The organism is Maritimibacter alkaliphilus HTCC2654 (assembly GCF_000152805.1).
GTDB classification, from domain to species: Bacteria; Pseudomonadota; Alphaproteobacteria; order Rhodobacterales; family Rhodobacteraceae; genus Maritimibacter; species Maritimibacter alkaliphilus.
On the sequence record NZ_CH902579.1, the window covers coordinates 79,077 to 103,856 of the forward strand.

General features: G+C 61.7%; 24 protein-coding genes. 15 read left to right on the top strand and 9 right to left on the bottom strand.

Going from position 1 to position 24,780, the window contains the following annotated elements:
* The first annotated feature begins 102 nt into the window (after positions 1-102).
* The gene (locus RB2654_RS23075) at positions 103-327 is read left to right on the top strand and encodes a hypothetical protein (protein WP_239368556.1); all 225 of its coding nucleotides are present in this window, start codon (positions 103-105) and stop codon (positions 325-327) included.
* Here the strand turns inward: RB2654_RS23075 and RB2654_RS20920 are convergent.
* Positions 321-899, bottom strand: a complete 579-nt coding sequence (locus RB2654_RS20920) for a hypothetical protein (protein WP_040885919.1) — start codon at positions 897-899, stop codon at positions 321-323. The genes RB2654_RS23075 and RB2654_RS20920 overlap by 7 nt on opposite strands.
* A 132-nt stretch (positions 900-1,031) precedes the next feature.
* Between RB2654_RS20920 and RB2654_RS20925 the strand changes: the two genes are divergently transcribed.
* From RB2654_RS20925 to RB2654_RS20990, 14 genes are all read left to right on the top strand, one after another.
* On the top strand, positions 1,032-1,346 hold the full coding sequence (locus RB2654_RS20925; protein ID WP_008335576.1) for a hypothetical protein: 315 nt from the start codon (positions 1,032-1,034) through the stop codon (positions 1,344-1,346).
* Entirely contained in the window at positions 1,285-1,983 is a 699-nt protein-coding gene (locus tag RB2654_RS20930; protein ID WP_342665834.1) for a lytic transglycosylase domain-containing protein, read from the top strand. Before RB2654_RS20925 ends, RB2654_RS20930 begins: the two co-directional genes overlap by 62 nt.
* Positions 1,984-1,999: 16 nt before the next feature.
* Positions 2,000-2,281, top strand: a complete 282-nt coding sequence (locus RB2654_RS20935; protein ID WP_036761582.1) for a TrbC/VirB2 family protein — start codon at positions 2,000-2,002, stop codon at positions 2,279-2,281.
* Between the two features lie 111 nt (positions 2,282-2,392).
* Positions 2,393-2,671 (top strand): VirB3 family type IV secretion system protein, encoded by a 279-nt coding sequence (locus RB2654_RS20940; RefSeq protein ID WP_008335580.1) that lies wholly within the window; start codon positions 2,393-2,395, stop codon positions 2,669-2,671.
* Positions 2,646-5,039: a VirB4 family type IV secretion/conjugal transfer ATPase gene (locus tag RB2654_RS20945; protein ID WP_187432416.1), complete on the top strand. Its 2,394-nt coding sequence runs from the start codon at positions 2,646-2,648 to the stop codon at positions 5,037-5,039. Before RB2654_RS20940 ends, RB2654_RS20945 begins: the two co-directional genes overlap by 26 nt.
* A complete protein-coding gene (locus RB2654_RS20950) occupies positions 5,036-5,245 on the top strand; it encodes a hypothetical protein (RefSeq protein WP_008335582.1) in 210 nt (69 codons plus the stop codon). Before RB2654_RS20945 ends, RB2654_RS20950 begins: the two co-directional genes overlap by 4 nt.
* Positions 5,242-6,354 (top strand): lytic transglycosylase domain-containing protein, encoded by a 1,113-nt coding sequence (locus RB2654_RS20955; protein WP_008335584.1) that lies wholly within the window; start codon positions 5,242-5,244, stop codon positions 6,352-6,354. Before RB2654_RS20950 ends, RB2654_RS20955 begins: the two co-directional genes overlap by 4 nt.
* Positions 6,351-7,118, top strand: a complete 768-nt coding sequence (locus RB2654_RS20960; RefSeq protein WP_008335586.1) for a type IV secretion system protein — start codon at positions 6,351-6,353, stop codon at positions 7,116-7,118. The genes RB2654_RS20955 and RB2654_RS20960 overlap by 4 nt, the downstream gene beginning before the upstream one ends.
* Before the next feature lie 8 nt (positions 7,119-7,126).
* The gene (locus tag RB2654_RS20965) at positions 7,127-7,552 is read left to right on the top strand and encodes a hypothetical protein (RefSeq protein WP_083783484.1); all 426 of its coding nucleotides are present in this window, start codon (positions 7,127-7,129) and stop codon (positions 7,550-7,552) included.
* Positions 7,553-8,566, top strand: coding sequence for a TrbL/VirB6 family protein (locus RB2654_RS20970; RefSeq protein WP_008335595.1), 1,014 nt, complete (start codon positions 7,553-7,555; stop codon positions 8,564-8,566). It begins immediately after the preceding gene.
* Between the two features lie 17 nt (positions 8,567-8,583).
* On the top strand, positions 8,584-9,264 hold the full coding sequence (locus RB2654_RS20975; protein ID WP_040885920.1) for a VirB8 family type IV secretion system protein: 681 nt from the start codon (positions 8,584-8,586) through the stop codon (positions 9,262-9,264).
* Between the two features lie 5 nt (positions 9,265-9,269).
* Positions 9,270-9,992 (top strand): TrbG/VirB9 family P-type conjugative transfer protein, encoded by a 723-nt coding sequence (locus tag RB2654_RS20980; protein WP_008335598.1) that lies wholly within the window; start codon positions 9,270-9,272, stop codon positions 9,990-9,992.
* A gap of 2 nt (positions 9,993-9,994) precedes the next feature.
* Complete coding sequence (locus RB2654_RS20985) at positions 9,995-11,422, top strand: TraB/TrbI/VirB10 family type IV secretion system protein (RefSeq protein ID WP_008335600.1); 1,428 nt, start codon at positions 9,995-9,997, stop codon at positions 11,420-11,422.
* Positions 11,419-12,402, top strand: a complete 984-nt coding sequence (locus RB2654_RS20990; protein WP_040885921.1) for an ATPase, T2SS/T4P/T4SS family — start codon at positions 11,419-11,421, stop codon at positions 12,400-12,402. The genes RB2654_RS20985 and RB2654_RS20990 overlap by 4 nt, the downstream gene beginning before the upstream one ends.
* 519 nt (positions 12,403-12,921) lie before the next feature.
* Here RB2654_RS20990 and RB2654_RS20995 read toward each other — a convergent pair.
* The 8 genes from RB2654_RS20995 to RB2654_RS21025 form a co-directional block, all read right to left on the bottom strand.
* A complete protein-coding gene (locus tag RB2654_RS20995; RefSeq protein ID WP_083783485.1) occupies positions 12,922-14,811 on the bottom strand; it encodes a hypothetical protein in 1,890 nt (629 codons plus the stop codon).
* A 10-nt stretch (positions 14,812-14,821) separates the two neighbouring features.
* Positions 14,822-16,819, bottom strand: coding sequence for a hypothetical protein (locus tag RB2654_RS21000; protein WP_036761585.1), 1,998 nt, complete (start codon positions 16,817-16,819; stop codon positions 14,822-14,824).
* Positions 16,816-17,421 (bottom strand): hypothetical protein, encoded by a 606-nt coding sequence (locus RB2654_RS21005; protein WP_187432417.1) that lies wholly within the window; start codon positions 17,419-17,421, stop codon positions 16,816-16,818. Before RB2654_RS21005 ends, RB2654_RS21000 begins: the two co-directional genes overlap by 4 nt.
* A 491-nt stretch (positions 17,422-17,912) precedes the next feature.
* Positions 17,913-19,826 carry a type IV secretory system conjugative DNA transfer family protein gene (locus tag RB2654_RS21010; RefSeq protein WP_027246185.1) on the bottom strand — a complete coding sequence of 638 codons (1,914 nt, stop codon included), beginning with the start codon at positions 19,824-19,826 and terminating at the stop codon, positions 17,913-17,915.
* Positions 19,827-19,842: 16 nt separating this feature from the next.
* Entirely contained in the window at positions 19,843-21,771 is a 1,929-nt protein-coding gene (locus RB2654_RS21015) for a relaxase/mobilization nuclease domain-containing protein (RefSeq protein WP_008335610.1), read from the bottom strand.
* On the bottom strand, positions 21,764-22,384 hold the full coding sequence (locus tag RB2654_RS21020) for a helix-turn-helix domain-containing protein (RefSeq protein ID WP_008335612.1): 621 nt from the start codon (positions 22,382-22,384) through the stop codon (positions 21,764-21,766). The genes RB2654_RS21015 and RB2654_RS21020 overlap by 8 nt, the downstream gene beginning before the upstream one ends.
* A gap of 525 nt (positions 22,385-22,909) precedes the next feature.
* Positions 22,910-23,086, bottom strand: a complete 177-nt coding sequence (locus RB2654_RS23755; protein ID WP_165198475.1) for a hypothetical protein — start codon at positions 23,084-23,086, stop codon at positions 22,910-22,912.
* A gap of 635 nt (positions 23,087-23,721) precedes the next feature.
* Entirely contained in the window at positions 23,722-24,060 is a 339-nt protein-coding gene (locus RB2654_RS21025; protein WP_008335621.1) for a DUF736 domain-containing protein, read from the bottom strand.
* Positions 24,061-24,780: the final 720 nt, after the last annotated feature.

A 24,780-nucleotide genomic window follows, 5' to 3' on the forward strand; every position in this document is an offset into this window, starting at 1 on the left:
TCAAGTGAAATATTGGACCCTCCACTAGCAAGCAAATTACCGCCATACGCTCACTATCTGCTATTTTAGATCACTAATTATTCGCGTAAATACTCTCTTGGATTGAATTATTTTCTGGGCATTCAATTGATTAAGAAAAAGACAGCCTGGCCCTTTCAGGAAGGGTTTATCATCAACGGAACGGCGGAAACCCATGTGTTTACCGACTACCGCTGGAATGATGGAAGCGTGAGCCGCCGCCAGTTTGTGGATCCAAACAGTTACGACCACACGCGTATCACAGTACGGCCGATTTCACTAAAGCTGCCAAGCAGCCAGGATCAGTAGGAGAACCACTCCGAGTGACCCACCGTGCCCTCGTAGTCTCCGTATTCGACCATGATGCTGCGCAAATAGAAGTACGAGGAACTTCCGCCGCTCGGAAAGGCAATCTCCTGCCCGCTTTCCGAGATGAATGTCACGGGCCAGGGCGTGTGGGATCGGTAGACCCGCTGGATGTACCGGCAGGTGCGGTTCTCTCGGTCGCAGGAACGAAGCGACCAGTCCCAATACCGATCACCTCCCCTTTCTCTATAGGCTTGACCGGTGAACCAGATCACATGGGTCCGGTTCAGCCATTCGTATTCAGGCAAGTTGGTGTCGAGCTCGCCCTCGCCGCCGGGTCCGCCCAGTTCGGCCGGCACATGGGCAAAGGTGCAGACCCCGAAGGGCGGCAGGCTCGGCCAGGGTGTGATGCGGCGGATCATGGTGCGATAGGCGCGCGCGCAGACCGCGCTCGGGGGGAAGCCTCCCGCCATGCAGAGCATGATGGCGCAGTCGACGTCATAGGCCCGCGCTTTCTCCGGGGCTCCGAACACCGCCATCACTCCCATTGCAGCTGCCATCATCTGTCGCTTCATGTCGCTCTCCCGCAAAAGTTGCGCAGACTATCGCGCAATATGTGTTTATCTGCAATATGTCGTATTGACTCCATATGACTTTATGGCCTTAGTGTCGTGAAGTAGAAGGGCTCTCGTGGGGAGAGTCCGAACATGCCGATAGCGCGCAACCAGATCCTGATCACCATCGATGGTGTCAAAGACCTGTCCGAGAAGGGCATAGCGTTCCGCTGCCGGTATGAACTCGTGGGGTTCACGGACGATGGCAAGCCGCGCTACCAGTGCATCTACCTGCGCGAGGGCGAGCCGGAAGCCATTCTGGTCTCGACCCGGATCACCCCGCACGGGCCAGAGCCGCGGTATTTCAACATATGGCCGGGACTCTTCAAACATCATCTCGAGTTCGGTGACGGGCGCGATCTGCGCTTTGGTCCTGACTACAGCATTACCCTCGAGGAGCGCGGCTGACGTCATCGCCTTCGGCCGCGACGGGACAGCCCGGACCTCGGGCTGGACCTTTCATGGCGAACGACCTGCCTGGGCGGGGCTGGGTGATAGCGCTGAGGCCGGGGTGGTTCTTGCCTCGCTGGATGCCACACCGCCGTCCGGACGCGACGACATCCTCTCCCTGATCCGCACGACTGCTGACCGGTACCAGGGGAACCGCGCCCTGCGGCAAGTCGGCCTCGATGAGGACGACTGGCTGGTCCTTTTCCAAGCCCTGGTCGAGGCCGAAAGCAGCTACAATCCGACTGCCGTGAGCCCCAAGGGTGCCTATGGTCTTGGCCAGCTGATGCCGGATACTGCCCGTGCGCTCGGCGTCGATCCGCGCGATCCCTCACAGAACCTCGACGGCGCCGCACGCTATCTGCTCGCGCAGCTGGCCACATTCAAGGACATCAACCTGGCGCTCGCAGCCTATAATGCCGGGCCGCACCGCGTGGTCGAGTATTCCGGCACCCCGCCTTTCACCGAGACTCGCGACTACATCGCGCGCATCCATCGGATCCGGTCCCGGCTGGCGGGTGCGCCTTTTTCCGCGCCGGATATCCGTGTCGCGACCCGCGTGCCTGCCCGCGCGCCGGTCCTTATCGAACTTCAGTAAAACAAGGGAACTTCGCATGCTTCGACATCGCCTCAGCCGCCTCTTGCCTGCCGCCACAACCCTGGCGGCTTTCGCAACGCCCGTCCTCGCGCAAGACTTGTCACCGATCCAGACCATGCTGGAAACCGTCGAGGCCGCGCTGACCGGTCCCATCGGGATCGCGGTCGCCACGCTCGCGGTCATCGGCACCGGTTTCATGTGCATGATGGGACGGCTGAACTGGGGCTGGTTCGCCTCGGTCATCATCGGGATCGTGCTGATCTTCTCGGCCGGCACCATCGTCGACGGCTTCTCGTGACATTCCGGCAAAATAGCGTCCTACGAGCGACCCGAACGCGTTGTGCTACGCAAACGCTGCCTCGGGCCCCTCTCCGGACACACATTTCCTTCTAAGCCGGAATATCACCCAATGGCAGAACGATCTCCCCTCTTTCTGGGCCTCGCCCGTCCGCCCAAGTATCTGGGTCTCCCTGTCGGATACCTCGTGGTTCTGGCGACCGGGGTCGTTCTGCCGTTCATCTGGACGAAGTCGATGGTGTTCTTCCTGATCGGGATTGTCGCCTATCCGATCCTCTGGTTCGTCGCCGACCGCGAGCCGCATTTCTTCGAGGTCCTGCGCGTCTCCTACGGCTCTGTGCGCGCGACGAAGAACCGGGCCCTGCATGGAGGCGACAGCTTTGGCGCGTGATGCGGGCACCCTTTCTTCCTTCGGGACCGCCTTGCATCACGCCGGCGGCGGCGAGTTCGCGCGGGAGAGCTATCTGGCCGAGCACCTGCCGTATTTCGCGCTCACGGATGACGATGTCATGGTGCTGCGAGAAGGCGATCTCCTCGCAACCATGCGCCTCGATGGTCTCAATCCGATGACCACTGAGGACGCCCGGCTCGACGCGCTCAAGCGCGCGGTTGCCGCCATCGTCGCCCAGACCGGCAATGCCTTCGGTTTCTACATACACCGGATCTCCGTGCCGCAAAATCTCGGGATGCGCCCCATCGAGGGCGACAGCTTCGCCGCCGCGATCGATGCGCGGTGGCAGTCCCATGTGAAAAACCTGCGCCCCGCCAAGCGCCAGCTTTATCTCAGCGTCATCCGGCGGCCCGACATCTCGGCGCGCATTCCGCTCCTTCGGGCACTGGCCCGCAAGGCCTGGGTCAAGGACCGCGCGACACGGATGCAGGAGTTGAACGAGGTCATGGGCTTCTTCGAGGTGGCGCTTGCGTCGGCCAATCCGGTCAGACTCACGAAAGCTGGCGGCGAATGGCTGGGCTATCTCAATACGCTGAACGCCGGCAGCTTCTCCCCCATCGCCTTCGGGCAAAGTGCCTTGCCCCTCTCGCACACCCTGAGCAATTGCCGCGCGACCTTTGATGGCGACGTGGCCACCCTGACCGATGCAGTGACTGGGCGGGTCAAATACGGCGCGCTCTTCTCAATGAAGACCTATCCCGCACTGACCGACGTCACGCTGCTCGACGCGCTCGACCTGCCCCTCGACATCGTGCTCACGAACTCCTTCAGCCCGATCCCGAACAACATCATGGCCGAACGCATCCAGCGGATCATTCGTCAGATGCACGCCTCAGACGATGCCGCCGTGTCCCTGCGCGAACAGCTGGGACAAGCCGCCGATGATCAGGAGGCAGGACGCATCGCCTTTGGCGACCACCACCTCTCCATCGCGGTCTATGCGCCCGACCGCGACACGCTCGAACGGGCCGCCGCCCAGATCAAACGCGTGGGCCAGGAAATCATGTCGGTGATCGTCCGCGAAAACATGGCGCTGAAGGCGACGTATTTCGCGCAGTCGCCCGGCAACTTCGGCTACCGCGCCCGCAAGACACCAATCTCCTCGATTAATTTCGCTGACTTCGCGGCCCTGCATGGCAGCGTCGAGGGGCGCAGCCCGGACCAGTCGCCATGGGGTCAAACCATCACGGTCCTGCCCACGGTCGGCACTTCTGGCTATCGCTTCAACTTCCACGAGGCGGGAGCCCCAAGCAAGGAACCCACGGTCGGCCATACGCTCGTTCTGGGGCGCACCGGCACCGGCAAGACACTGACCACCGCTTTCCTCGCAGCCCAAGCGCAACGGGTCGGCGCGCGGCTTTTCTTCTTCGACAAGGACCGCGGCCTCGAAATGGCGGTCCGCGCCCTTGGCGGGCGCTATAACGAAATCCGGGCTGGCGTACCCACGGGCCTCAACCCGCTTGCCACCGAGACCGACGAGCGCGGCCGCGCCTGGCTCTCGGACTGGCTCGCGACACTTCTCACGCGCAATGGCACGCTCTCCGGCGAACAATCCCGCCACATCCAGAGTGCCGTCGGCCAGAACGCCGATGCGGGCGCGGCGCTGCAGCGCTTCGCCAGTTTCGAGACCCTGTTTCAGTCGCTCGATGACGACGGCGAGCTGCAATCCCGCGTTGCCGAATGGGCGCCAGGCGGACGCTATGGCTGGGTCTTCGACGAGCCCGAGCGCGGCGCGGGTCTCAAGCTCACGGGCGACATCGTGGGCTTCGACATGACCGAAATCCTCGACATGACCACCGAGCGCATGGCGGTGCTCTCCTACATCTTCCGCCAGATCGAACGCGTGGTCGAAGACCGCCGCCCCACCATCATCGTGCTCGACGAAGCCTGGAAGCTCTTGGACGACCCGTATTTCGGGGCGCGGCTGGAAAACTGGCTGGTCACGCTTCGGAAGATGAACTGCGTCGTGATCATGATGACGCAATATCCAAGCCAGCTGCGCGACAGCCGCGTTGGCAAGACCATCGTCGAAACAGTCCCGACCCAGATCCTCTTCCCGAACGATCGTGCCACTGTCTCCGACTACGACTTCCTCCGCGTCAACGCCAAGGAGGCGGCCCTTCTCGTGCAGCCCACCATCGGCCAGCGCATCGCGCTCGTTCGCTCGGCGGGCGACAGCGTCTTCGTCGATGCCGATCTCTCTGCGCTCGGAGAGTTGCTGCCCATCCTTGGCGGCGGCGCCACCGGCGAAGCCCGCGTGCCTGCCGATTGGCGCGCCAATCCCGATTTCTGGAGACATGTGATATGAGTTCGCAACCCCTTCTCGCGCTTTGCGCCGCCGCAAGCCTTCTGTCGGCTTGCGAAAAATACACTGAGAAAACCTCGCCATGCTTCGGACGCAAGGGCGAGCCGCAGGTGACCCGGTCCGCACTTTCCTTCTCGACCATGGGCGCACCGGTTCAGGAGACAGCCAAACCCGACTGCACCTTCGAGCCCCTGCCCCGTCCGGAATGAGCCGTGCCGCAATCATATCCGCCGGGCTCTGCCTCGGCCTCGGGACCCTGCCCGCGCTCGCCCAGGGCGTGCCGACGCAGGACAATTCCGCGATCGGGCGTGCCATCGCGCGGGTGACGGCGCTCGCCGAGGATCTGGCCGTCCAGCAGGACAAGGACCGCACCGAATCCACCCTGGCCGATGTCCAGGCCGACCAGTTGCGCGTCCTCGAGGAGATGACGGCTGCCATCACCGGTCCCGGCTTCGATATCCGCGCGCTCGAGGGCAATGCGGATTTCGGGGTCGCGGCCGTCTATCCCAATACCGATGCGAGCCCGATGAACAGCCGCCTCTTCGGCGAAGGCCGTGAGACCGTAGAGATGATGATCGTCGAGGTCTCTAGCGAGTTTGCGAGTGCCCCCGGTGTAGCCCGCGCGGGTCTCTCGGCCACCCAGTGGCGCTGCCTTTTCCAGGCCCTGATCAAGCAGGAGAGCCGCTTCAACGTCGCCGCTGAAAGCCCGGTCGGAGCCTATGGCCTGACCCAGCTCATGCCCGGCACCGCCTCCGATCTTGGAGTCGACCGGTACGATGTGAAAGACAACCTCCGCGGCGGCGCGCGCTATATCACCACCCAGCTCAACCGCTTCGGCAACATACCCCATGCGCTCGCGGCCTATAACGCGGGGCCGGGTCGGGTCATCGAATTTGGCGGGGTGCCGCCCTTTGCCGAGACCCAAGGCTACGTGCGCAACATCTCGAAGTTCTACAACGAATACCTCGCCGTGGTCGGTGGCGCCGACGCGCTCGGAACACTCTCTCCCTCGGACTTTGCGCTCGCCGAATATGCCAGCATCTCAGAGGCGGGCGTCTATTACGCCGCCGACAGTTCAGCGACCACCGAACAGGTCATCAATCGTCTCCGCGCAATCATCCTGCAGATCGACGCGCAGCCCAATGCCAAGGCGGCCTGGGAGCTCAACACCTACGCCAAGGCCGAGATCGGCCGCATCCTCAACCTCCGCGTCCGGCTGATGGCGGCAAACCAGCAGCGCGAGGCGGCCTATGCGCAGCACCTCGTCGCCGACCGGCTGGCCGAGCGCGACTTCACGCAGATGGGAGTTCCCGAATGAGACAGCTTCTCCTGACCGTCGCGGCGGTCGCCACACTCGGGTTTGCCTCGCCCGCAACGGCCCAGGGCGTCCCGACCTTTGATGGCTCGCAGCTTGGTCAACTCGTGGCGCAGCTCGAGCACATGGCCGAGGATCTGAACGTCCAGATGCAGCAACTCGCCACCATGCGGCTGGAACTGGAAACCCAGCTGTCGCAGCTCACGAACCTCGAGGCGCAATTGACCTCGCTGATCGAAGGCAGCGGGCTCGGCGAACTCTTTGCCACAGTCGAAGAGTTCCGCGCGCTGCGTGGCAAGCTGGTGGCCCCGCTCAACACCGCGCAGTCTTTGGCCAGCGGCGATTTCCTGAGCGGCTTCAATCCCGGCGCCGAGCTTTCGGCCTCGGTCGAACGGGTGCTCTCGGGCAGCGGCTTCACCTCGGAACGTCTGAGCACGCTTTCGGGCTCCGATCAGCCCGCCGACAACCGCATCGCCGCCTCGGCCGGGGCCAGTGCCATGCTCTCCGTCGCGGCCGAGGCAAGCCATGAAGAGGCGGGGCAGAGCCTCGAACGGCTCGAGACCATGGTCGGGCTCATCGACGATCAGGACGGGCTGAAAGCCGCCGTCGATCTCAACACCCGCGTGACCGCCGAGCTTGGCATCATCCTGACCCAGATCTGGCGGCTGGAAGCGGCGCAAGGCGTCAGTGCCGGCCAGCTTGGCGTTGTCGACGCCGCAACGCTCGCGGATGAGCGCAAGTTCCGCTCGATGGCGGTGGACCCATGAGGCATGCCATGACCCACAGCTTGGCTCCAGTTCGGGCGCTTGGTCTCGCCGCGCTCGTCGTGAGTGCCTTATCCTGTGCCGCGCTGGCCCAGACCCCGAGCACGAACCCTTCCGTCGACACGCCCTCCAGCTCGATGGCTATCGCGCGGGACGAGGCCGACGACTGCCGCGTCGCGAAACCGCCCGTGGATCTCGCCGAAACCGCTTACCTGCGCAATGGTTACCGCGCGATCCTGCGCATCCTGATCGCCGAGGAGGCGCTGACCACAGAGAACTGCACTTGCCTGCTCGACCAGTTCACCTGGGATCAGGCCTTGGGCGCCCTGCCCCGGTTCCGGACCTCGGACAACCCGCGACTGCCGTTCAAGGTGCTCGATCTCTACGCCAAGGCCGATGCGCTGGAAGCCCAGGTTACGGAGGCCTGTGCGGAGTAAATGGGGGTCATTCGCGACATTCTGGGACAGGTCGATGCCGCAGTGAACACCGTGGCGCAGGACGGCTTTGTCTCTTCCGCAGCCTCGGTCGGCAATGTCATCTCGGCGGGCGCGACCCTCCTTGTCGTCCTTCTCGGGATAAACGCGGTGATGCAACTCCGTCCCCTGCCCTTCGGCACGGGCTTTGCCTTCGGGGTGAAGGTCGCACTTGTCGGGATATTCGCGCAGAGCTGGGAAAATTTCAGCGTCATCTATGGCGTGGTCACGGACGTCCCCGACTCCGTCGGCGCCTCGATCCTCGCGCTCACAGGCTCGGGCGACGAGGCCGGGGTCTATGAGAGCCTCGACAATATGGTCGCCCGAATAACCGCCTATGGCGACACGATTGGCGATCGCGCGGGCTGGGTCTTCGGCGCGGTCCTGGGCGCCATCTTCTTCGTCCTCTCCGCCGTCTTTGCCGCCGTCACCGCCGGGATCATCGCCTTCGCCCGCATCGTCTTCGCGCTGATGATCGTGATCGCCCCCTTCATGATCGTGACCTCGCTCTTCAAACCGACCCAGTCGCTCTTCGAGGCCTGGACCCGCGCCACCATCGGCTATGCGCTCATGCCGGTCGCTGCCGCCGGGGCCGCGGGCATCACCGTCGCCATCGCCGAAGCGATCGGGGACGCCTCCGCCGATCCCGGTGACGTGGAGACCGTCAGCCTTATCCTGCCGTTCCTCGTGATCCTGATTCTCAGCGCCGGGATCATGGCCTCGGTGCCCTACATCGCCTCCAACCTTACCGGGGTCGTCGGCATTGCCTCCAATGCCGTGGGCCTGACCGGGCTTGCGCGCCAGGGTTTCGTGAACACGCGGGAGTATGGCACGGGTGCTGCCTCGCGCCTCGTCACCGGCAAATCGCCGCATGAACTGAACCAGATGGCCAATGCGGGCGTGGTCAAGACCGGCGAGATGATCCGTCAAAGCCCCGGCGCGCTTCTCTCCGCCGCCAAGGCCTTCCGCAAACCCTGATGTGAAAGACGACGACTTTGAAGAAGACGGTAAATAGTTCTCCTGCGCCTGACCGCGACGCTTTCGAGGCGGATTTCATCTACGGGCCAAGACGGCGCGAGCGCTTTGCCTGGTTCGTTGCGGCGGCCGGCGTGCTGGTCGGCGTGGCCGGCATGGTCGCCGGCTCGAGCCTCTTTCCCCTCAAATCAACCGAAACCTTCGTGGTCGTGGTCGACAAGGAAACCGGCGAGATGGATCGGGTCGCCGCCGTCCAGGCCCTGACGCTCTCGGAAAGCGACGCCATCATCCAGGCCAATCTCGTGGCCTATGTCGACGATCGAGAGACCTATGACCTGACCGATGGCGAGCAACGTATCAACTCGGTCCTCGACCGCTCGGACGGCGATGCCGCCCGCACGCTGCGCGATCTCTGGTCCTCCACCAACGAAGACTACCCGATCACTGTCTATGGCCGCGACGCCAAGATCGAGGTGGTGATCAAATCGGTGAACCAGATCGAGCGCGGTGTGGCTCAGGTCCGCTTCACCCGCACGCTGCGCCGCCCCCGCGACACCCGCACCGTCACCCGGTCCTATGTCGCCACCGTCGGCTACGACTTCCAACCCGAAACCCGCCAGCGCCTTCAGGACGTCTGGGCCAACCCCTTGGGCTTCGTGGTGACCTCCTACCGCGTCGACGCCGAGACCCTGGAGAACTGACCAAGATGAAATCCTTCCCCGCGCTCTTCCTGGCGCTTGTCCTTCCTGTTGCGGCACTCGCCGAGGCCACGCCGCAAGGTGGCCCGCTCGACATCCGCATCCGCACCGCAGTCTATAATGAAAACCAGGTCTACCGGATCGAGACGGACTTGCGGCATTCGACCACGATCCATTTCGGGGCGGGGGAACGCTTCGAGGCGGTCATTGTCGGCGACACCGAAAGCTTCCAGGTCGACCCGATCCCCGAGCTCGGCAATGTGCTGACGATCAAGCCGCATGTCGCGCAGGCCTCGACCAACATGACGGTCATCACCAACCGCCGCACCTATTCCTTCCATCTGCGCGAAGGCTCGATCCCGAACCGCACCGGCATGTTCTTCGAAGTCCGCTTCCGCTACCCGGACGAAGAACGTCGCACGGCAGGTGCAACCCAGCCCAAGGGGTTCGAGGCACCCCGCAACTACAACTACCGTGTTTCGGGCGAGGGGGACTTCCGCCCCAGTCATATCTACGACGACGGGCGCTACACGTATTTCGTCTTCCCGGAAAACGCCCGTCAGCCCGCCCTCTTCAAGGCCGATGACCAAGGCCGTGAGCGCACGGTGAACTGGACCCAGCAAGGCAACACTGTCCGCGTTCTCGGAGTGAACACCTACTGGACGCTGCGCATCGGCGACGAAGCGATCTGTGCGTGGCGCGACGAGAGCGCGATCTATGTGAGCAACTGACCATGGCCGATCAAACCCCTCCCGACCTTCAGGACCGCCTCGATCAGTTTAGCCAGCGTGGCAAATCCAAACGCCGCGGCAACAGCCTCGGGGTCGGTGCCCTCGCCGCCGCCCTCGCTCTTGGCGGCGCCGGGGTAGCGTATTTCCTGGCGACTGGATTGCAGACAAGTGACAGCGCCCTCGAGACTTCCGATGTCGAAACCTTCCAGGACCGCCGCCCCGGCACCGGGGGGCGGCTGGAGTTCCCGCCCGACGAGACCGAGCAACGGGTCAATGACGCTCTGATCGCCGTCGAGGAAGCGCTGGATGTGCCTGCGGCCCCTGCCCCCGAGCCAAGCGCCGAAGTGCTGGCCGAGATTGCCAAGCTGCGCGAGGCCCTTGCCGCGAGCCAAGCCACGCGCAACTCAGAAATCCAGTCCGCCGTTTCTGACCTGCGCGAAGCCTTCGATGAACAGAAAGCGACGCTAGAGGCCACGCTGGCCGAAAAAGAAACCGAGCTTGCCAACCTGCAGCGCCAGACCGAGACCCGGATCGAAGGGTTGCAATCCATGCTCGATGCCGAGAGGGCGCAGCGCGAGGGGCTTGAGGCCGAGCTCGACCGTGAGGGGCTGATTGCTGACCAGCGCCTGCTCGAAGAACGCCGCCGTCAAGAAGAGGAACAGCGTCAGCGCGAGGCCGCACGGGTCGCCGAGGAGCTTCTGGCGGCGCAGATCAAGTCTCCTGCCGTGGTCTATGCCGACGGGCCGCGCGGCGGCGCGAGTGGCGCGGCAGTGGCCGAACCTACCGCCGCTTCTGGTGCCGGGGGGCCGGCCCTCTCGGGCAATGAGCAATTCCTGCAGACTGCCCGCCCGCTCGAGGTGCAGGAGGCTGCCCGCCTCGCTTACCCTGAGCGCACCCTGACCCAAGGCTCGGTTATCCAGGCTGCGCTCCAGACCGCCATCAACAGCGATCTGCCCGGGTCTGTCGTGGCGGTCGTCTCCGAGCCGGTTCCGGCGTTTTCCGGGGACCGGATCCTGATCCCCCGGGGCTCCCGCCTTTTTGGCCAATACCGCTCCGGCATCGAGATGCACCAGAAACGCATTTTGATCGTCTGGACTCGCGTCCTGACGCCGGATGGCACCTCGATAGAAATCGCCGCCGTCGGCGGGGATCAACTCGGCCGCTCGGGCCTGACAGGTCTTGTCGACACCAAGTTCGCCGAGCGCTTCGGTGGGGCGGCGCTGATCTCCGTGATCGGGGCGGCACCTGCCGTGGCGGCGGAGAGTACCAACAACGAAACCACAAGCATCGTCCTGGGTGATGTCGGCAGCGACCTTCAGGATGCGGTTGGATCGGTCATTGCCGACCAGGTCTCGATCGCGCCGACGATCTATGTCGATCAAGGGGCCTCGGTCACCGTGCTCGTGGACCGGGATGTGGTGATCTATTGACCCGGACTGACAGCCCAGCCTCCTACCTCGAACGCTATCTTGACCCGTTCCGCGACCTCTTGCGACGCGACGACGTGGTCGAGATCGCGATCAACCCGGATGGCAAGGTCTGGCTCGAAGTCGCGGGCGACGCCACCATGCGCCACGAAGGCCAGACTGTGGATCGCACCACCGCCCTCAACATGGCCCAGACCATCGTCGGCGACGCCAAAGCCCGCGTCTCTGAAAAGAACCCCCTCGTTTCCGGCAAGGTGGAATATGCAGGCCGTCCTCTTCGGGTCCAGGTCGCCGTGCCACCCGCCATCGATCGCGGGGCCTCGATCACCATCCGCCTTTTCGCCTCGGGCAGCGTTCGGGATTACGCCCCGGCCTATCTCTTCGGCAAGGCCGTCTCGCTCGATGCGCTCCGCGCCGAGAAGATGAAGAACATCGCCACACTCGCCGAAGTGAACCTCGAGGCCGCGCTGCAAACCCTGGTCGAGGCGCGGCTCAACGTCCTGATCAGTGGCGGCACCTCGACCGGCAAGACCACTTTCGCCCGCCATCTCCTGACCCATGTCAGTGAACACGAGCGGCTGATCACCATCGAGGATGCCTTCGAGCTCTTCCCCGGCCAGCCGAACACCGTCGCCCTCCTGGCCGACCGTGGTTCCGGCTTGCAACGCAGCGCCAATGCCCTCCTTCAGGCCTCCCTCCGTATGCGACCCGACCGGATCATCGTCGGCGAGCTGCGCGGGGCCGAGGCCCTGACCTATCTCGAGGCCATTAACACAGGCCATGGCGGATCGGTCTCCACCATCCACGCCGAAACCGCCGAACTCGCCATCGATCGACTGGCGATCATGGTGCTGCAGGCAGGGACGCCGCTGACATTCGCCGAGGTCCGGCAATACATCCGCAAGTCCATCGATGTGATCGTTCAGCTCGGGCGCGCCGAGGGGAAGCGGGGGATTACGGAGTTCTATCTGCCGGGGTCGTGAGACGTTCCGACACAGCAGGCGTCGAGCAAAATAACGTGCTTAGGCTACGAATGGCAGCAGCGCGCGAGCGCTGCTGTTCGCTTTGTATTCGTCAATAGCCGCTATTGGGCCGAGGCAAGCTGTCTTTTGGTGTCGGCCGAAAAAGCAACGTAGAATTACTTTCTCGACAATCGGACGCGTGATAATAAGGCATTTAAGGGAAAGAACTTACGCTACTAGGGCACAGTCGGCGGCGGTGCCACGCGTCCGGCGAGCTTCTGCCACTGTTTGTTGTCGATAAGGGTGGAACGGTAGATCCGCAGATTACCGCATCCCGGAAGTGACTTCAGCGTCTTTTTGACTGGATCAACCAACGCCGGTGCCAACCACGGACTAAAGGTTTGCTCAGACATTGCGCCATTGTCCTCATTTTCAATTCAGATATTGGTAGGCGGTTGAAAGGAAGATCGAAATCTGCGACGCCACAGACCCAAAAATCGGTTTGATGGAGTAACCTGGAGCAACTTTCATGATGCCGTATTACTTGAGGTCGTGCGGCGTCTTCCGGAGGGCTTGAACTCGGGCTACGACGATAAGGTATTCGGTATCAGATCCAACGGGCGTTTTACGCTCTATGGTTATCCGCTCCGAAATGTGTTGCTGGTGTCCGTTCCTATCTGTCAGATCGAGGACCAACAGAAATCCAAAGCGGACGCCTGTAGTGAGATATCCTGTCGCTTGTCCGGCGTAGCGCTTGGCCAAGGTAGCGTTGTCCGGTACGTTGTCATCCTTCTTAACCTCGATAATCGAACTTACACCGCGAAACTGGACGTCGATGTCGGCTCTCCCACCACCACGATCACGCGCCTCTGCTTGGAAGGTTGGCGCTCCCCCGGTCTGCAAGAATTTCAGAAAATCCAGCTGCAGATCATGTTCTACCGGTAGCTTTCCACTTCGCCGGAACAAATAGGAGGCGACAGGATCGGTGCTAACACCGACGTTTGACCGGGCAGCCAAAAACTTCAGTAATAGGCCGACAAGAGACTCCACGAGCATCCGCGCGTCGGGGAAACGTGAATAGTCTGGCTGAGTTGCAAACTGTTCGATTACCTGTTGCCAAAGCTGAGCAACCATAACATTGGCGTCCCCATGCATGCGGAGTTCCGAAACACCCATTTTGGCCGCGGCTTCGCTGAAGCCGGCATCTTCTAGTACCTCAACCAGCCGGCTAGTGGTCGTGGCGTCGAAAGGGCGGCGATTAAGCGAGTCCTCCATCGACCGCTTGAGCGTTTCGCGCAGCTCCGCTACAGCCCCGGCTTTTCCATGGTCAATGTTGACCTGTAGCCACTCCTCCAGCGCTTGAAGGTAGTACCTGCGTTCGCGCATTCCACGGATGGTAGCATCCTGCATTGACGCATCGAGGCCGGGCGTAGATGGCAGACCAAAAACTTCGCTTCCAGGGTAGAAAATTGACAGAAGCTCATCCTCAATCACAATTGCAACGTTCAACCAAATTTCTTTGCCTAGGGAGTGGGCCAGAGCAGCTAATTTTGTTGCCATTGACAACCAATGAAAGCGTTCCCTCGAGGAAACAGCCAGCCATGAGTGAGACGCGTGGCGCGCCTGTGAAAACGCAGTATACTCGATGGCAGCAATTTCCAATTCAGGTAAACGATCTTTCAAATCTGCTCGGAGCCCGTCTTCCCGTACTGACAGCAGGAAGGTCGTGCAAAGCAAATAGAGTTTTGCATCCGGACGACGCTCGCTGTTCTCGAGGGATCGCTCGAACCATTTTTTTGCGGACGCAAGCGCCGACCAAAGGGCTTCCTCGGTGGGTGCGGCCAGTCCTTCGCGAAGCTTAGCTAACCCAATTTCCATGCACGCTTCGTCTGCGACAGTATCCAGCGTCGCCAATTGTTCGAGAAGCAACATAAAGTCTGTATCCGGATATCGACGTAGAATAGCGCCAACCACCTTGGCGACGTGACGCAGGAATTGTGGATCGTCCTCTGTCGAAACGTCGAGGATGCTGGCCTGTAGCCTACGCACGAGAACCGCGTTCTCTTGCGAGAGCAGCATCGCACCTCTCAGTGCATGGGAACGCCCCCATGAATGATTGCTTTCATCTTCGAAATGGGAACAAAGACTTGTCCACGCTGGCTTGGCGAACCCGGCTGGTATCTCGATCCGCTCCAGACAATCGACCATCTCGGCCAGTGCTGGAGCGTCGTCAGTCCACGCCAGCATTTCCAACAATACGGATTGGACAGAGGTCTCGGATATCCATCGGGTCAGCCAGCAAAAGCCATCGGCTCGGTCTGAACCGGGCGCGAGTTTTTGTACTGCAGAAAGCAATCGCTCCGCTGAAACGGAGCCCGGATCACTGGATCCGTCAGCATCGGCGCGTAACAACTCGATAAGATATTCCATGACTCACCGCTTAGAAAACGTAGTCGTCGCCTTTGGCATGGAGACGATGCTCGATTGGCACAACGGCTTCAACGGAAGGACGCGCTGTCGTGCCGATGATTATCTGCACACCGCCTATCTCCGAGGCCGCGGTTGCAACGCTATCGAGCATCGCCTCGAAATCCTTGTCCACGACCTCTTCGGACGCCGGCGAGTCGATCACCATCAAACCGGGGTGGCGGCCGTGACCCCGTTCCCTTGCGACTTCGACCGCAGCGAGCGCCACGGCAATCTTGATGCGCAGCCGTTCACCCATGGTCAAGTTGCTAAACCATTCGATAGCTCCACCTTGTTTGACTTTGAGCCGACCTCCGTTGTCCAGTTGCATCTCAGTGGCGTTGGGCATGCCAAACTTCCGGGAAAGGAGCATCACCGATTGCGATATCTGCTTCAGAATCTCAGATTGCATATCAACCATAAGTTCTTTGGTGACGTCAGTGGCTGCCCTGAGAACCTTATCCGCAGCATCGGTATTGGCGTCCGAGCTTGTAGATGTCGCTCCATCACCCATGAGGTCGCGAAGTTGAGCTGCCTGGGCTTCCAGCTGGACGATCTCCAGCTCTGTATCAGGGACCTTGGCAGCAAGGTCGACCTGCAACGCGGAAACCCGATCCTTTGCTTTTCGAAGTTCGATTGCAGCGTTGTTTGCAGATTTTTCCGCGGCTTTTTGCTTCTCCCTAGCTAATTTCAATGACGCGTCGAGGGCGTCGACTTCATCTTTCGCAAGCTGAATGTGATCTTCTTCAAAATCCTCTGTGCCCTGGGGAATATCGTTCTTGCAAAGCAGACAGGTGCTTCCATCGCCAGTTGACCCAGGCGCCGCCACGACCTCTTTGTATTTGGCTTCGCAGGCTGGGCAGCAGGATGGGCTAAGCTTGCGGAACGAATAGCCGGCTGACTTCTCGTCCTCCAGTTGCTGTACCCTTTGACGGGCTTTCTCGAAGCTCTCCGCAATCTTCTGCAGCGAGACATCAGCCACTTCGAAAGCAGCCCGCGTGGAATCCGCAACTTCGCGCAGAGTGACCATCTGTTGGTCCAAATCGTTCAACTCGACCCGTTTCCTTGAGCGATCGTCAACCTTCTTCACGCTTTCCCTTGCTGTCTCCAGCTTGGCGTTGACCGTCTCCAACCTTTTCGCAAGGCCCTTGTACAGCGCAGACTGGTCTGGACGAGCGGCGCGGGATTCCTCGACCTCCTTCTGCGCTGTGAGGGCCGCGCTATACGTCGAGACCCACGGCAAACCGATGAATAGTTGCAGTAGGCGTAACGGGATACCATCGATCGTGACGTCGCCGAAAAGTGCCTTGGCGTTCGTCGAACTCGACAAGAAGAGTGCCGATGAAATCAGTGGCCAGCCATGAGCATGACCACCGGTTTTGGAATTGTGTGCATATATCGGCGAGAAGGTTAGTTCAGCCATCATTAGCTGTTCCGTTTGCGACTTCAGCCCTTCGCCGCCATCACCGTCGTATAATGGCACCCAGCTCCCGTCGCTGCCCGAACGGCTGACGCGGGCTTTCGCTTTCGCCGGATCCTCCTCTCCGACATCTTTCCGCAATTCAGTACGGTGGAGAATGCCGTCGATCTCATAAGTCACATCGACGATTTCCAGCCATTTCCAGACGTCCGCCTTAACCCTTCCCCGGAACTCGCCCCTGATGACAGCGTATAGCAGATTTAGGATAGAAGACTTGCCGCGGAGGTTGCGGTCCGACATTACCGCAAACAATCCAGCGCCGAGGTTGGCCCAAGTCTTATCAAACGGCCCGTCACAGTCGGACTCTGCACGGGCACCTGCAACTCTTATGCTTTTGAACCGCAATGACTTCGCTCGAGGAGGTGTAGGCTGCGGCTGGATGTTGTATTTCTGTAGCACAGACTTGGCTGTGCTTTCCTCAGTGCCTGAACGTTCCGCAATGGCGCGGAGCCAGCCACTCTCGGTGGATTGAATTGGCGCAGACTTTCTCATTTCAGATTCTCCGAAATCGCGCGTAGGCGCTTCTCGACTTCCACACGAATGCTCGGGATGAGATCGCCATGAAGTGTCTTGCCATAGGTGGGATGCTCGTATTGCCAGTCCTTAAGCTTCGAACCGCTTTTACCGGAAGCTACCCGCATCACTAGCGTCATCCGGTCCCGGTACCACACCAAGTCCGGATGATCGGCTACACACTGGTCCAAGAAAGCCATTGCCTTCGATGATATCTGGTATTCATAGCGACGCACCTTGCCATCTTCGCCTTTAAGCTGCATCGATCGGACGAGTCCGTAGTAGCTTAGCAAGGCAAGTGCATCCGCGATGTTCTCGTAAGCTCCTCGCTTCCACCTGACCATGCGCACTAGCCTGACAGAAGGTTCATCAGCATCAAAAATGCCTTCGACCTTCTTAAGCAGGTCGAGATCACCCTCGGCTTCGACCACGTCCAGTAACGCGTCAGCCAGATAGTCTGGATAGCGCACCAAGAAATCCATAGCCATTAGCCGTTTTTCGGCCCTGAAGACTTTCACGCATTCTTCAGCAGGATCGTCAGCAGGATCGGAACCGGCCGCTAGAATGAAGAGAAGCCGCAAGGCGTCACGATATCTAACCCCAACGGCAGAAACTGGGTCAGTTGAAGTCGCGCTCCCAGTTTCGCCCGCTATATCGTCAAGTAAGCCCATGCCTGCCGACAACTCCCCCATAAATCTATGATTGTATTATTTCGAATAAGATCGCGTATCGTCGCTTGCAAAGCAACCCATTGAGAATCTGGACGAACTGCCTGTCAAACACATATGAACACAAGTCTAGCAAGGTGTTGCTCGGCAAGCTGGCGGAGCAATCTGAAAACACAACCGGCTTGATTGAACGCTGATTGATTTGGGTTTCGGCTCTGTACCCTTACGCCAAAGGCCGCACGGGAGACCTTCTGGTTGCTGAAAAACGCTGGCGAACAGCAGCAGTGGAGACGTCAAGAGTACGCATGCTTTACGATGGCAGTCTGACTGGCAGAGGCTACAAACAGTCATCCTCCGCGCACAACACAGAAGATTAACAAGGGACAGTCGCGCGAAGACCGCGCTCACCCTCCCAATAGCTCTTCAATGAAGTCCTCCTGCCGGTCGAGCGCCGCCTCCCATTCCTTCGGCAAGTCCGCTTCCCGCTCGAGCATCTCCGGCTCTGGTTGCCCGCGCCCGGCTTCCATCGTCCTCACGCTCATCGCGCGCGCTTCGCGGCGCTGCGAGCGATCCCGGACTGGCGCGCGTTCGGCCGGTTTCGCCTGCTCGTCTGCGCCGGCCTCATCGCCACCTTCGCTGCCCCAAGGCCCAACACCCTGCACGCTCGGCGGATAGGGAAAGGGCTTACCTTCTTGGCGGGCCAGCATCTGCTTGAAGAAGGGATCGTCGTAATACTTGATCCGGCTCGCCTTGATCGGGTGCTGGGGCGAGGCGAGGATGATCACCTCGTCGGGGTCCATCAGGCGCGCTTCGGTCTCGGAAAGCAGCGGCCGTTCTTCCAGCCGCGCCGAAGTCGAGGTCGCGCCGAGGATACCTTTGTTGCGGCCATACATCTTGGTCACCGCCTCGCGGGTGGTGCTGCCGACGGCGGCCGAGACTTCCTTCACCGTGCGCTGGTCGCGCGGGGTGATGTAGAGCTTGAGCCCTGCCCCGTTCTCGAGGCTTTCGCGGCCCTCGGGCCCGTAGATCCGGTCGAGCGAAGCCAGAGACTGCGCGATCATCGCGACGCGGCCGCCATAGCTTGCCAAGGAATGGATAGCGCGTTCGAGATAGGGCATTGCACCCATCTGCTGGAATTCGTCGATCATCATCATGACCGGCCAGGGTTCGTCGGGGCCCGGTTCATTCAGGCGGATCGAGGCGATGAGATCGGCGAACATCAGGCGCAGGAGTGGGGCGAGGGTTGCGATGTGATCTTCGGAGACGGCGATATAGAGCGACTGCGGTTGATTCCGAAAAGTCGAGAAATCGAAGTCGCTGGCTTGCGTGGCCGAGCGCACTGCCGGGTTGTCCCACTGCTTGAGGCCCGCGGTCATCAGCGCCTGGATGTTTGAGGTCAGCAGCCGCGACGAGGCAGAGGCCGCGTTGGTCCAGAGCTCGCGCAGGATGTCTTCTTCGGCTTCATCGGCATAGGTCTTGTACTGGGCGTTCTTGTACTCGCCCCCGGCGACGATCTTGTTCACCTCGCCAAGGTTCGGCGTTCCGCGCTGGATCGCCAGCAGACAGGCCGCGACGAAGATCGACTTGCCGGCCTCGGAGAAGGTGTCGAGTTGCTTGTTGTCCTTGTCGAGGAAGAGGTCGGCCAGGATCGAGACCTCGGTGAAGCGCTGCGCGAAGCTCGGGGCCTTGGCGATCCGGGCCAGAGGATTGTAGCGATGCGTGGCATTGGCCCAATCAAACGGGCTGAAGCGATAGACCTCGTCGCCATTCAGCGCCCGCAACCGCGCTGTCTTCTCGAAGTTCTCACCCTTCACGTCGAGCACCACGACCGAACCCGCGAAGCTTAGGAGGTTCGGGATCACGAAGCCGACGCCCTTACCGGCGCGGGTTGGGGCGACCATCATCACATGCGGGATCGTGGTCGAAGAGATGAACTCAGCCTTCGAGGTCGGCGCGCCGAGTTTGCCGCAGACAAAGCCCTTGCCCGGCGCCTGCAACATGTCGTTCTTCTTCAGCTCCGCCTTGGTCTGCCAGTGTGCCGAGCCGTAATCGTCCCGCTCTTTCTTCCAGGTCCAAGCCAGCGCCAGGGTGCCGAGACCGATCGCGCCAAAGCCAACGGCCCCGAAGCCCACCTTGAAGGCTTCGGGATGTACCGCGCGGGTGCTGGCGCTCGCCTTCCAGAGCGCCAACATGTCGAAACTCTGAAACCCCGTTTTCAGGGCCAGGGTCAGGTAGAAGGCGGCAACGATGGTGCCGATGACGGCGCCGCAGATCACACCGAAGAGGAGCGCTGCCCAGAGGGGAAGTGTCTTGGTCATGGTGGTCATCTCCCCTTTAGAATTCCATCTCGTCATCGAGACCGCGGTCCCGACCGAGATCACGCCCCAACTCCTGCACCTCCTGCTGGCCGCGCAATCGCGCCACCTCGGTCGCCTTATCCTGCTGCAACCCGGCAGCGCGGTCGGTGAAGACCTGATCGCCGGTTTCCTCAAACGTCATCTCAAGGAACTCCTGCGTGACGGTGATCTGATCGAGCTTGCTCGGCAGCGCCGCGTCCAGCACCTCGTAGTTGCCGCGGCGAAGCTCGGCCAAGCCTTCTTCGCCCAACTCCTTGAAGAGCTCGGATTGCAGGGTCCGCTCGACCGTCTCTTCCTGTTCCTCGCTGAGCTTGCCGTCGCGCAACATGTGGGCGAGGTCCTGCAGGTAGGGATTGGGCGTCCGGTCGTCCTCGTCGATGAGCGGCAGCGTCGCCTCTTCCTCGTCCGCGAGGGTCCGACCAATCTCGACACCCAGTTCCTTGGCGCGTTCCATCAGCGCGTCCATCACGCCGTCGACCTTCTCGAGCGCGGCGTCGAGTTGGTCGTCACTCGCGGTCTCCACGCTCAGACCGTCCTTGGCCAGCACCGCGTTCATGTCCCGCTCGACCCAGTCCTGTGCCATGCCGTAGTTCCGCGTGCCGCCGGCACTGATCCGCGCCACCAGTTCCTCGCTATCCATCCCGACCTCCTCGGCCCGCTCGAGCACGTCACGCAGCCCTTCGTCATTGCCCGACTGCAGCGCGGCGATCAGAACCTCACTGCCCGCCCCCGGCGGATAGGGTTCTTCGAGCTGCTTGCCGAAGCGCACGCGCAACTCCGGGTCCGGCACCATCTGCGAGAGGTCCGCGATGATCGGCGCGGCCTTGGCCTCGAACGCGGCGCGCTCGGCCGGGTCCAGTTCCTCGGCCTTGAGCCTCAGCGCCTCGATCGTGCGCTCGGAATAGTCGATCGCATCACCGACGGTCTTGATGTCCTTCATGTCTATCTCTCCTTCGGTGAAGTTCCACGGCGTGCCCGAGCCCAGTCCGTCCGCCATGCCGCGCACGGCGCGCGCCATGTGGCGCTGGTCCATCCGGTCCAGCAGATCCGCGAGGTTCTTGTAGTCCTTGGCGAAGCCCACCACCTGCGCCTGCGCGATGGCAGTTTCCTGGGCCGTCATGACGATCTCGCGCGGCAGGCGAGCCTCTTCCTTGGCGCGGTAGATCTCCTCGATCCCGGCGGGCTTCTCGAAAATGCCGCGCTCGAGCCGCGTGGTGGCATCAAGCATCACGCCATAGCGTTCCGCAATTTCAGCCTGCTTCTCGCGCATGAGCTGCGGCGACATCACGCCCTCGGCCCAACACGAAAACCAGGTGCCCTTCTCGACGCCGCGATTGTTCAGGATGATATGCGCGTGCTTGTGCGCCCGGTCGTCATGAACCGCGAGGACATAGTCCCATTGGTCGCCGTATTCGCCGCTCTCGAAGAAATGCTCGGTCCAGTCTATCGCGATGTCGCGAACCTGATCGACCGTCACGTCGGTCGGGAAGGACAGCAGCATGTGCGAGGTGAACCCGAGCTTGGTCGAGCCGCGCCAGGTCCCGGCCCAGTCCTCGACGATGTCCTCTTTCTGTTCCTCAGACAGCACCGCCGCATCGGTCAGCGCGTTGGTCATCGTCGAATAGGTGTAGACCGCCTTGTCATTGATGTAGGAGATCTGCGCCCCAAGCGAAGCACGCGTCTTGCAGCCCCCTGCCCGGATCCGTTTGAACACCGCCGCTCGGCTCTGACCCGAGGCTACTTTCAGCGCGTTGCGCGCCGACATGGTTCCAACGCGCGCGAAACTCCGCCCCTGCCGACGCCCCGCCAACCGCGCGTCGATCCGCGCCGCGGCCTGGCCCCGGATGCGCTCATCCTCCCAGAGCCGCCCCATGACCGAGGTGTAGAGGGCGAGCGGATCAGCCATTCCTGACGAGCCTCAATCCGCGCTCGATCGCGCGCGGGTCATCCTCCAGGATCTCGTTCTCCGCCTCCTGCCCTTCTTCCTTTTGCGGCCATTCCTGATGACGCAGCGCCTGCGCCGCATCCTTCATCTGGCCCATCTCACGACTCATCGACTGCGCCAGATCGAGCAGTTCGATCAGCACCGCGCGGTCTGCCTCCGAGACCTCCAGCCGACCGCGATGGACCGCCTTGGCGAGCACCAGTCCGGCGTCGCTCATATCCTTCGCCTGACGCCATGCGGCGCAGAATTCCGAGACCAGATCACGGGGTATATCAAGGAACCCGCACCGTCCACGCAGCACCGCATTGAGCGCCTGTGATCGGTTGGCAAAGCCCCGTTCGCGCCACTCCGCATCGAAGGCGTCCAGCTCGGATCGGCTCGCCCGGAAGGCCACCGTCTCGCTTGGATCGCGCACCGCGATGCCCTCGCCCGCCTCCTCTTTCGCGAGCCGGTTCACGTGGCGCGGGGAGATGCCGAACGCCGCCGCCAGGTCCTTGGCGCTCTCGCCCGCCGCGAAGCGCTTTGCCACTTCGATGCGCTGCTCAAGCTTCAGGTTTTTCGCTGGCCTCGGCACTAGGACGTTCTCCCGCTTCCAGGGAAAAGATGCATGCGCAAACGCGCGCGAGGCAGCGATTGCTCGCAATCGCGTTCGCGTGCGGCGGAGCATTCAGCTTTGCGGGAAACGCCCATCACAGACCCCTCGGACAAAATGTGCAAACATTGGCCATATCCTGCCAACGTCTTCCTTCTCTCTTTTGCTTATACTTCAATACATCACATTGCGCAATATTACGTTTTGCATGATGTGTTTTTTTGCTTGCGATGAGGTGCACTCAAGACCGCTGGGCAGCGCGACATGGAGCGGTGCCGTCCTCATCGATGCGCGACAATCTGGTCGAATAAATCTGCTGAAACTTGCGCTGGAGCAGCACGCGATGTCAGGCAAACCGAGCGCCCGAGCCGGTCACGGATCGGGCGCCAGAAACACGAAAACGGCCCGCGCGGGATGGCGCGTGTCACGCCCGTTTGGGGCGTCACAATGTTGGTAAGGATCAGTGTCAGACCCCTGCGGATCCGAAGACCCGCAGGGGTGTCTGGGTCAGTGACCCAGTCCCTGACTGCGCAGATCGTCGTAGCGGCTGCGGGCGATCAGAGCCTCGGTCTCGAGGCTGTCGAGTGTCTCCGGATGGGCGTCTTCATCAAAGGCGGCGAGGTAGGCATCGAAAGCCATGTCGGCTTGCAGTTCGGCGAGGTCGATGGATTGTTCGAGTGTCATGGTGTGATCCTTTCCGTTGATCGTCGTTGGACGGATCGTGGAAAAGACCGGGGGCATGAGAGCGGGCTGCACCCTGCACGGGGCGGAATGAAATGGAGCACGCTGGGGGCAGGTTTGTTGTGAGCGATGCCCCGCAGCGCTCAAGGCGCCAGCCGTCCAGAAACCTGCCCCCGGCGTTGCCGGCCGCTCGACCCCGGGCTAGCGATCTCTAAGGCCAACAGGTCGACGGAAAGGCGCGCGGCGGTGACTCTGGCGTGAGACGTTGCCCCGGGATGCATGACGTTGATTTGCGACTTCCACCCTCGCGGCACAGGGTGAGTTCGGCGCCCCTGGTAGCTTCGCCAAGACGACCTAGGCGCGGGTTGTTCGACCGACGGAAGAGGTGCGCTTGGCTCGCTCAGTTGGCTCCCAGTTCTCCCTGCGGTCATTCGGTTCCGCCTCCATCGCGCGTGATCCACGCTGTCACTGAACTGAAAGATCGAAGCCGCGCCCGCGACCTATCCGGTCTGACGACCCGCCTCTGCGTCCGCTTCCGAAATATGCCGCGTTCTTCGGACACCGATAGTGCACCGGTCGAGGGCAAATTCCCCCGGAACGAGAAAAAGCCAGACCGCCGGAGCGGTCTGGCCTTTGGCTTAGGCGGCGTCTTTTGGGCCCCAGGGGATCACGGCCTGCAGGGACAGATCGTCCTGGTTCGCGGCCTTGCCGAGGTTGGCGTTGAAGCCGTGGTCGCGGATGGTCAGCGTGTAGTAGTCGGCGCCGGTCTCCTTGTTCTGCTTCTTCCAGATGCCGCCGCACTCGACAAGCTTGCCGCGCGGGGAGCGTCCGAGGACACGGTGCGTGGGGGCCATCGGGTTCGCGCTTGCGACGGGTTCGACCGTGATGTCGAGGTCGAAGGTCAGGGTCGAGATGGAGCCGACGCCCTTGGCGGTTTCGATGTCGGCGCTGGTGAATTTGATGCAGTTCGTGGTCATTGCTCTTCTCCTTGTTTGCGTTGCAATGATGGTCACCTTGCAGCTGGCCAAGGCCCGGTCACACCGAAGGCGAAGCGTAGCGGAGAGGGGCAGGCGCCGGTCTATTTGCTCCGCGCGGAATGGCCCGCAGGGACAGGGGAAAAAGATCGGCGACAACCTTTGTGGACGGGTCGACAGCTGCGACCAGCATGTCATGCAACTCAGACACCAGGAGAAGTGCGGTGGCCGCGAAGAAAGGAGGGTGAACAACCGAATGAGAGAAATGCCTGTGGTGGCGATATTTCTGTCCTCTCGCACCGAGCCGCATCCCGGCCAGTCAGAGCTTTGCTGACCCTGCCTCACGTGCCGCGACGGCTGGTTTCCGTGGCAACCCGATCTGTGTTGTCTGGAAGAGCTGCAGGGAGATCGTCGAAGCCTCGACACCGTTCCGCCCCCCCCGGATTTCGAACGGTCCCTCCACGGCACCCCGTAACGTGCGATCCGCGCAGCACGACCATCACCGGCCTGATGCCAGCTGCGGTCAAGGCAATCCGGCGGTCGTAGAACGCCGTTTGCGACCTATGATGACGGGGCGGCACGGCACGTCCGGCAAAGCAAGGAGCAACACCGGCCGAGACGCGAGATACGAGATCGATGTTGTCACGCGCCCGCCCAAGCGACCGTAACCGGAACGGCCGAGATGAAGCGTTGCCACGACCATGCGACGGCTGGCCGGGCTGG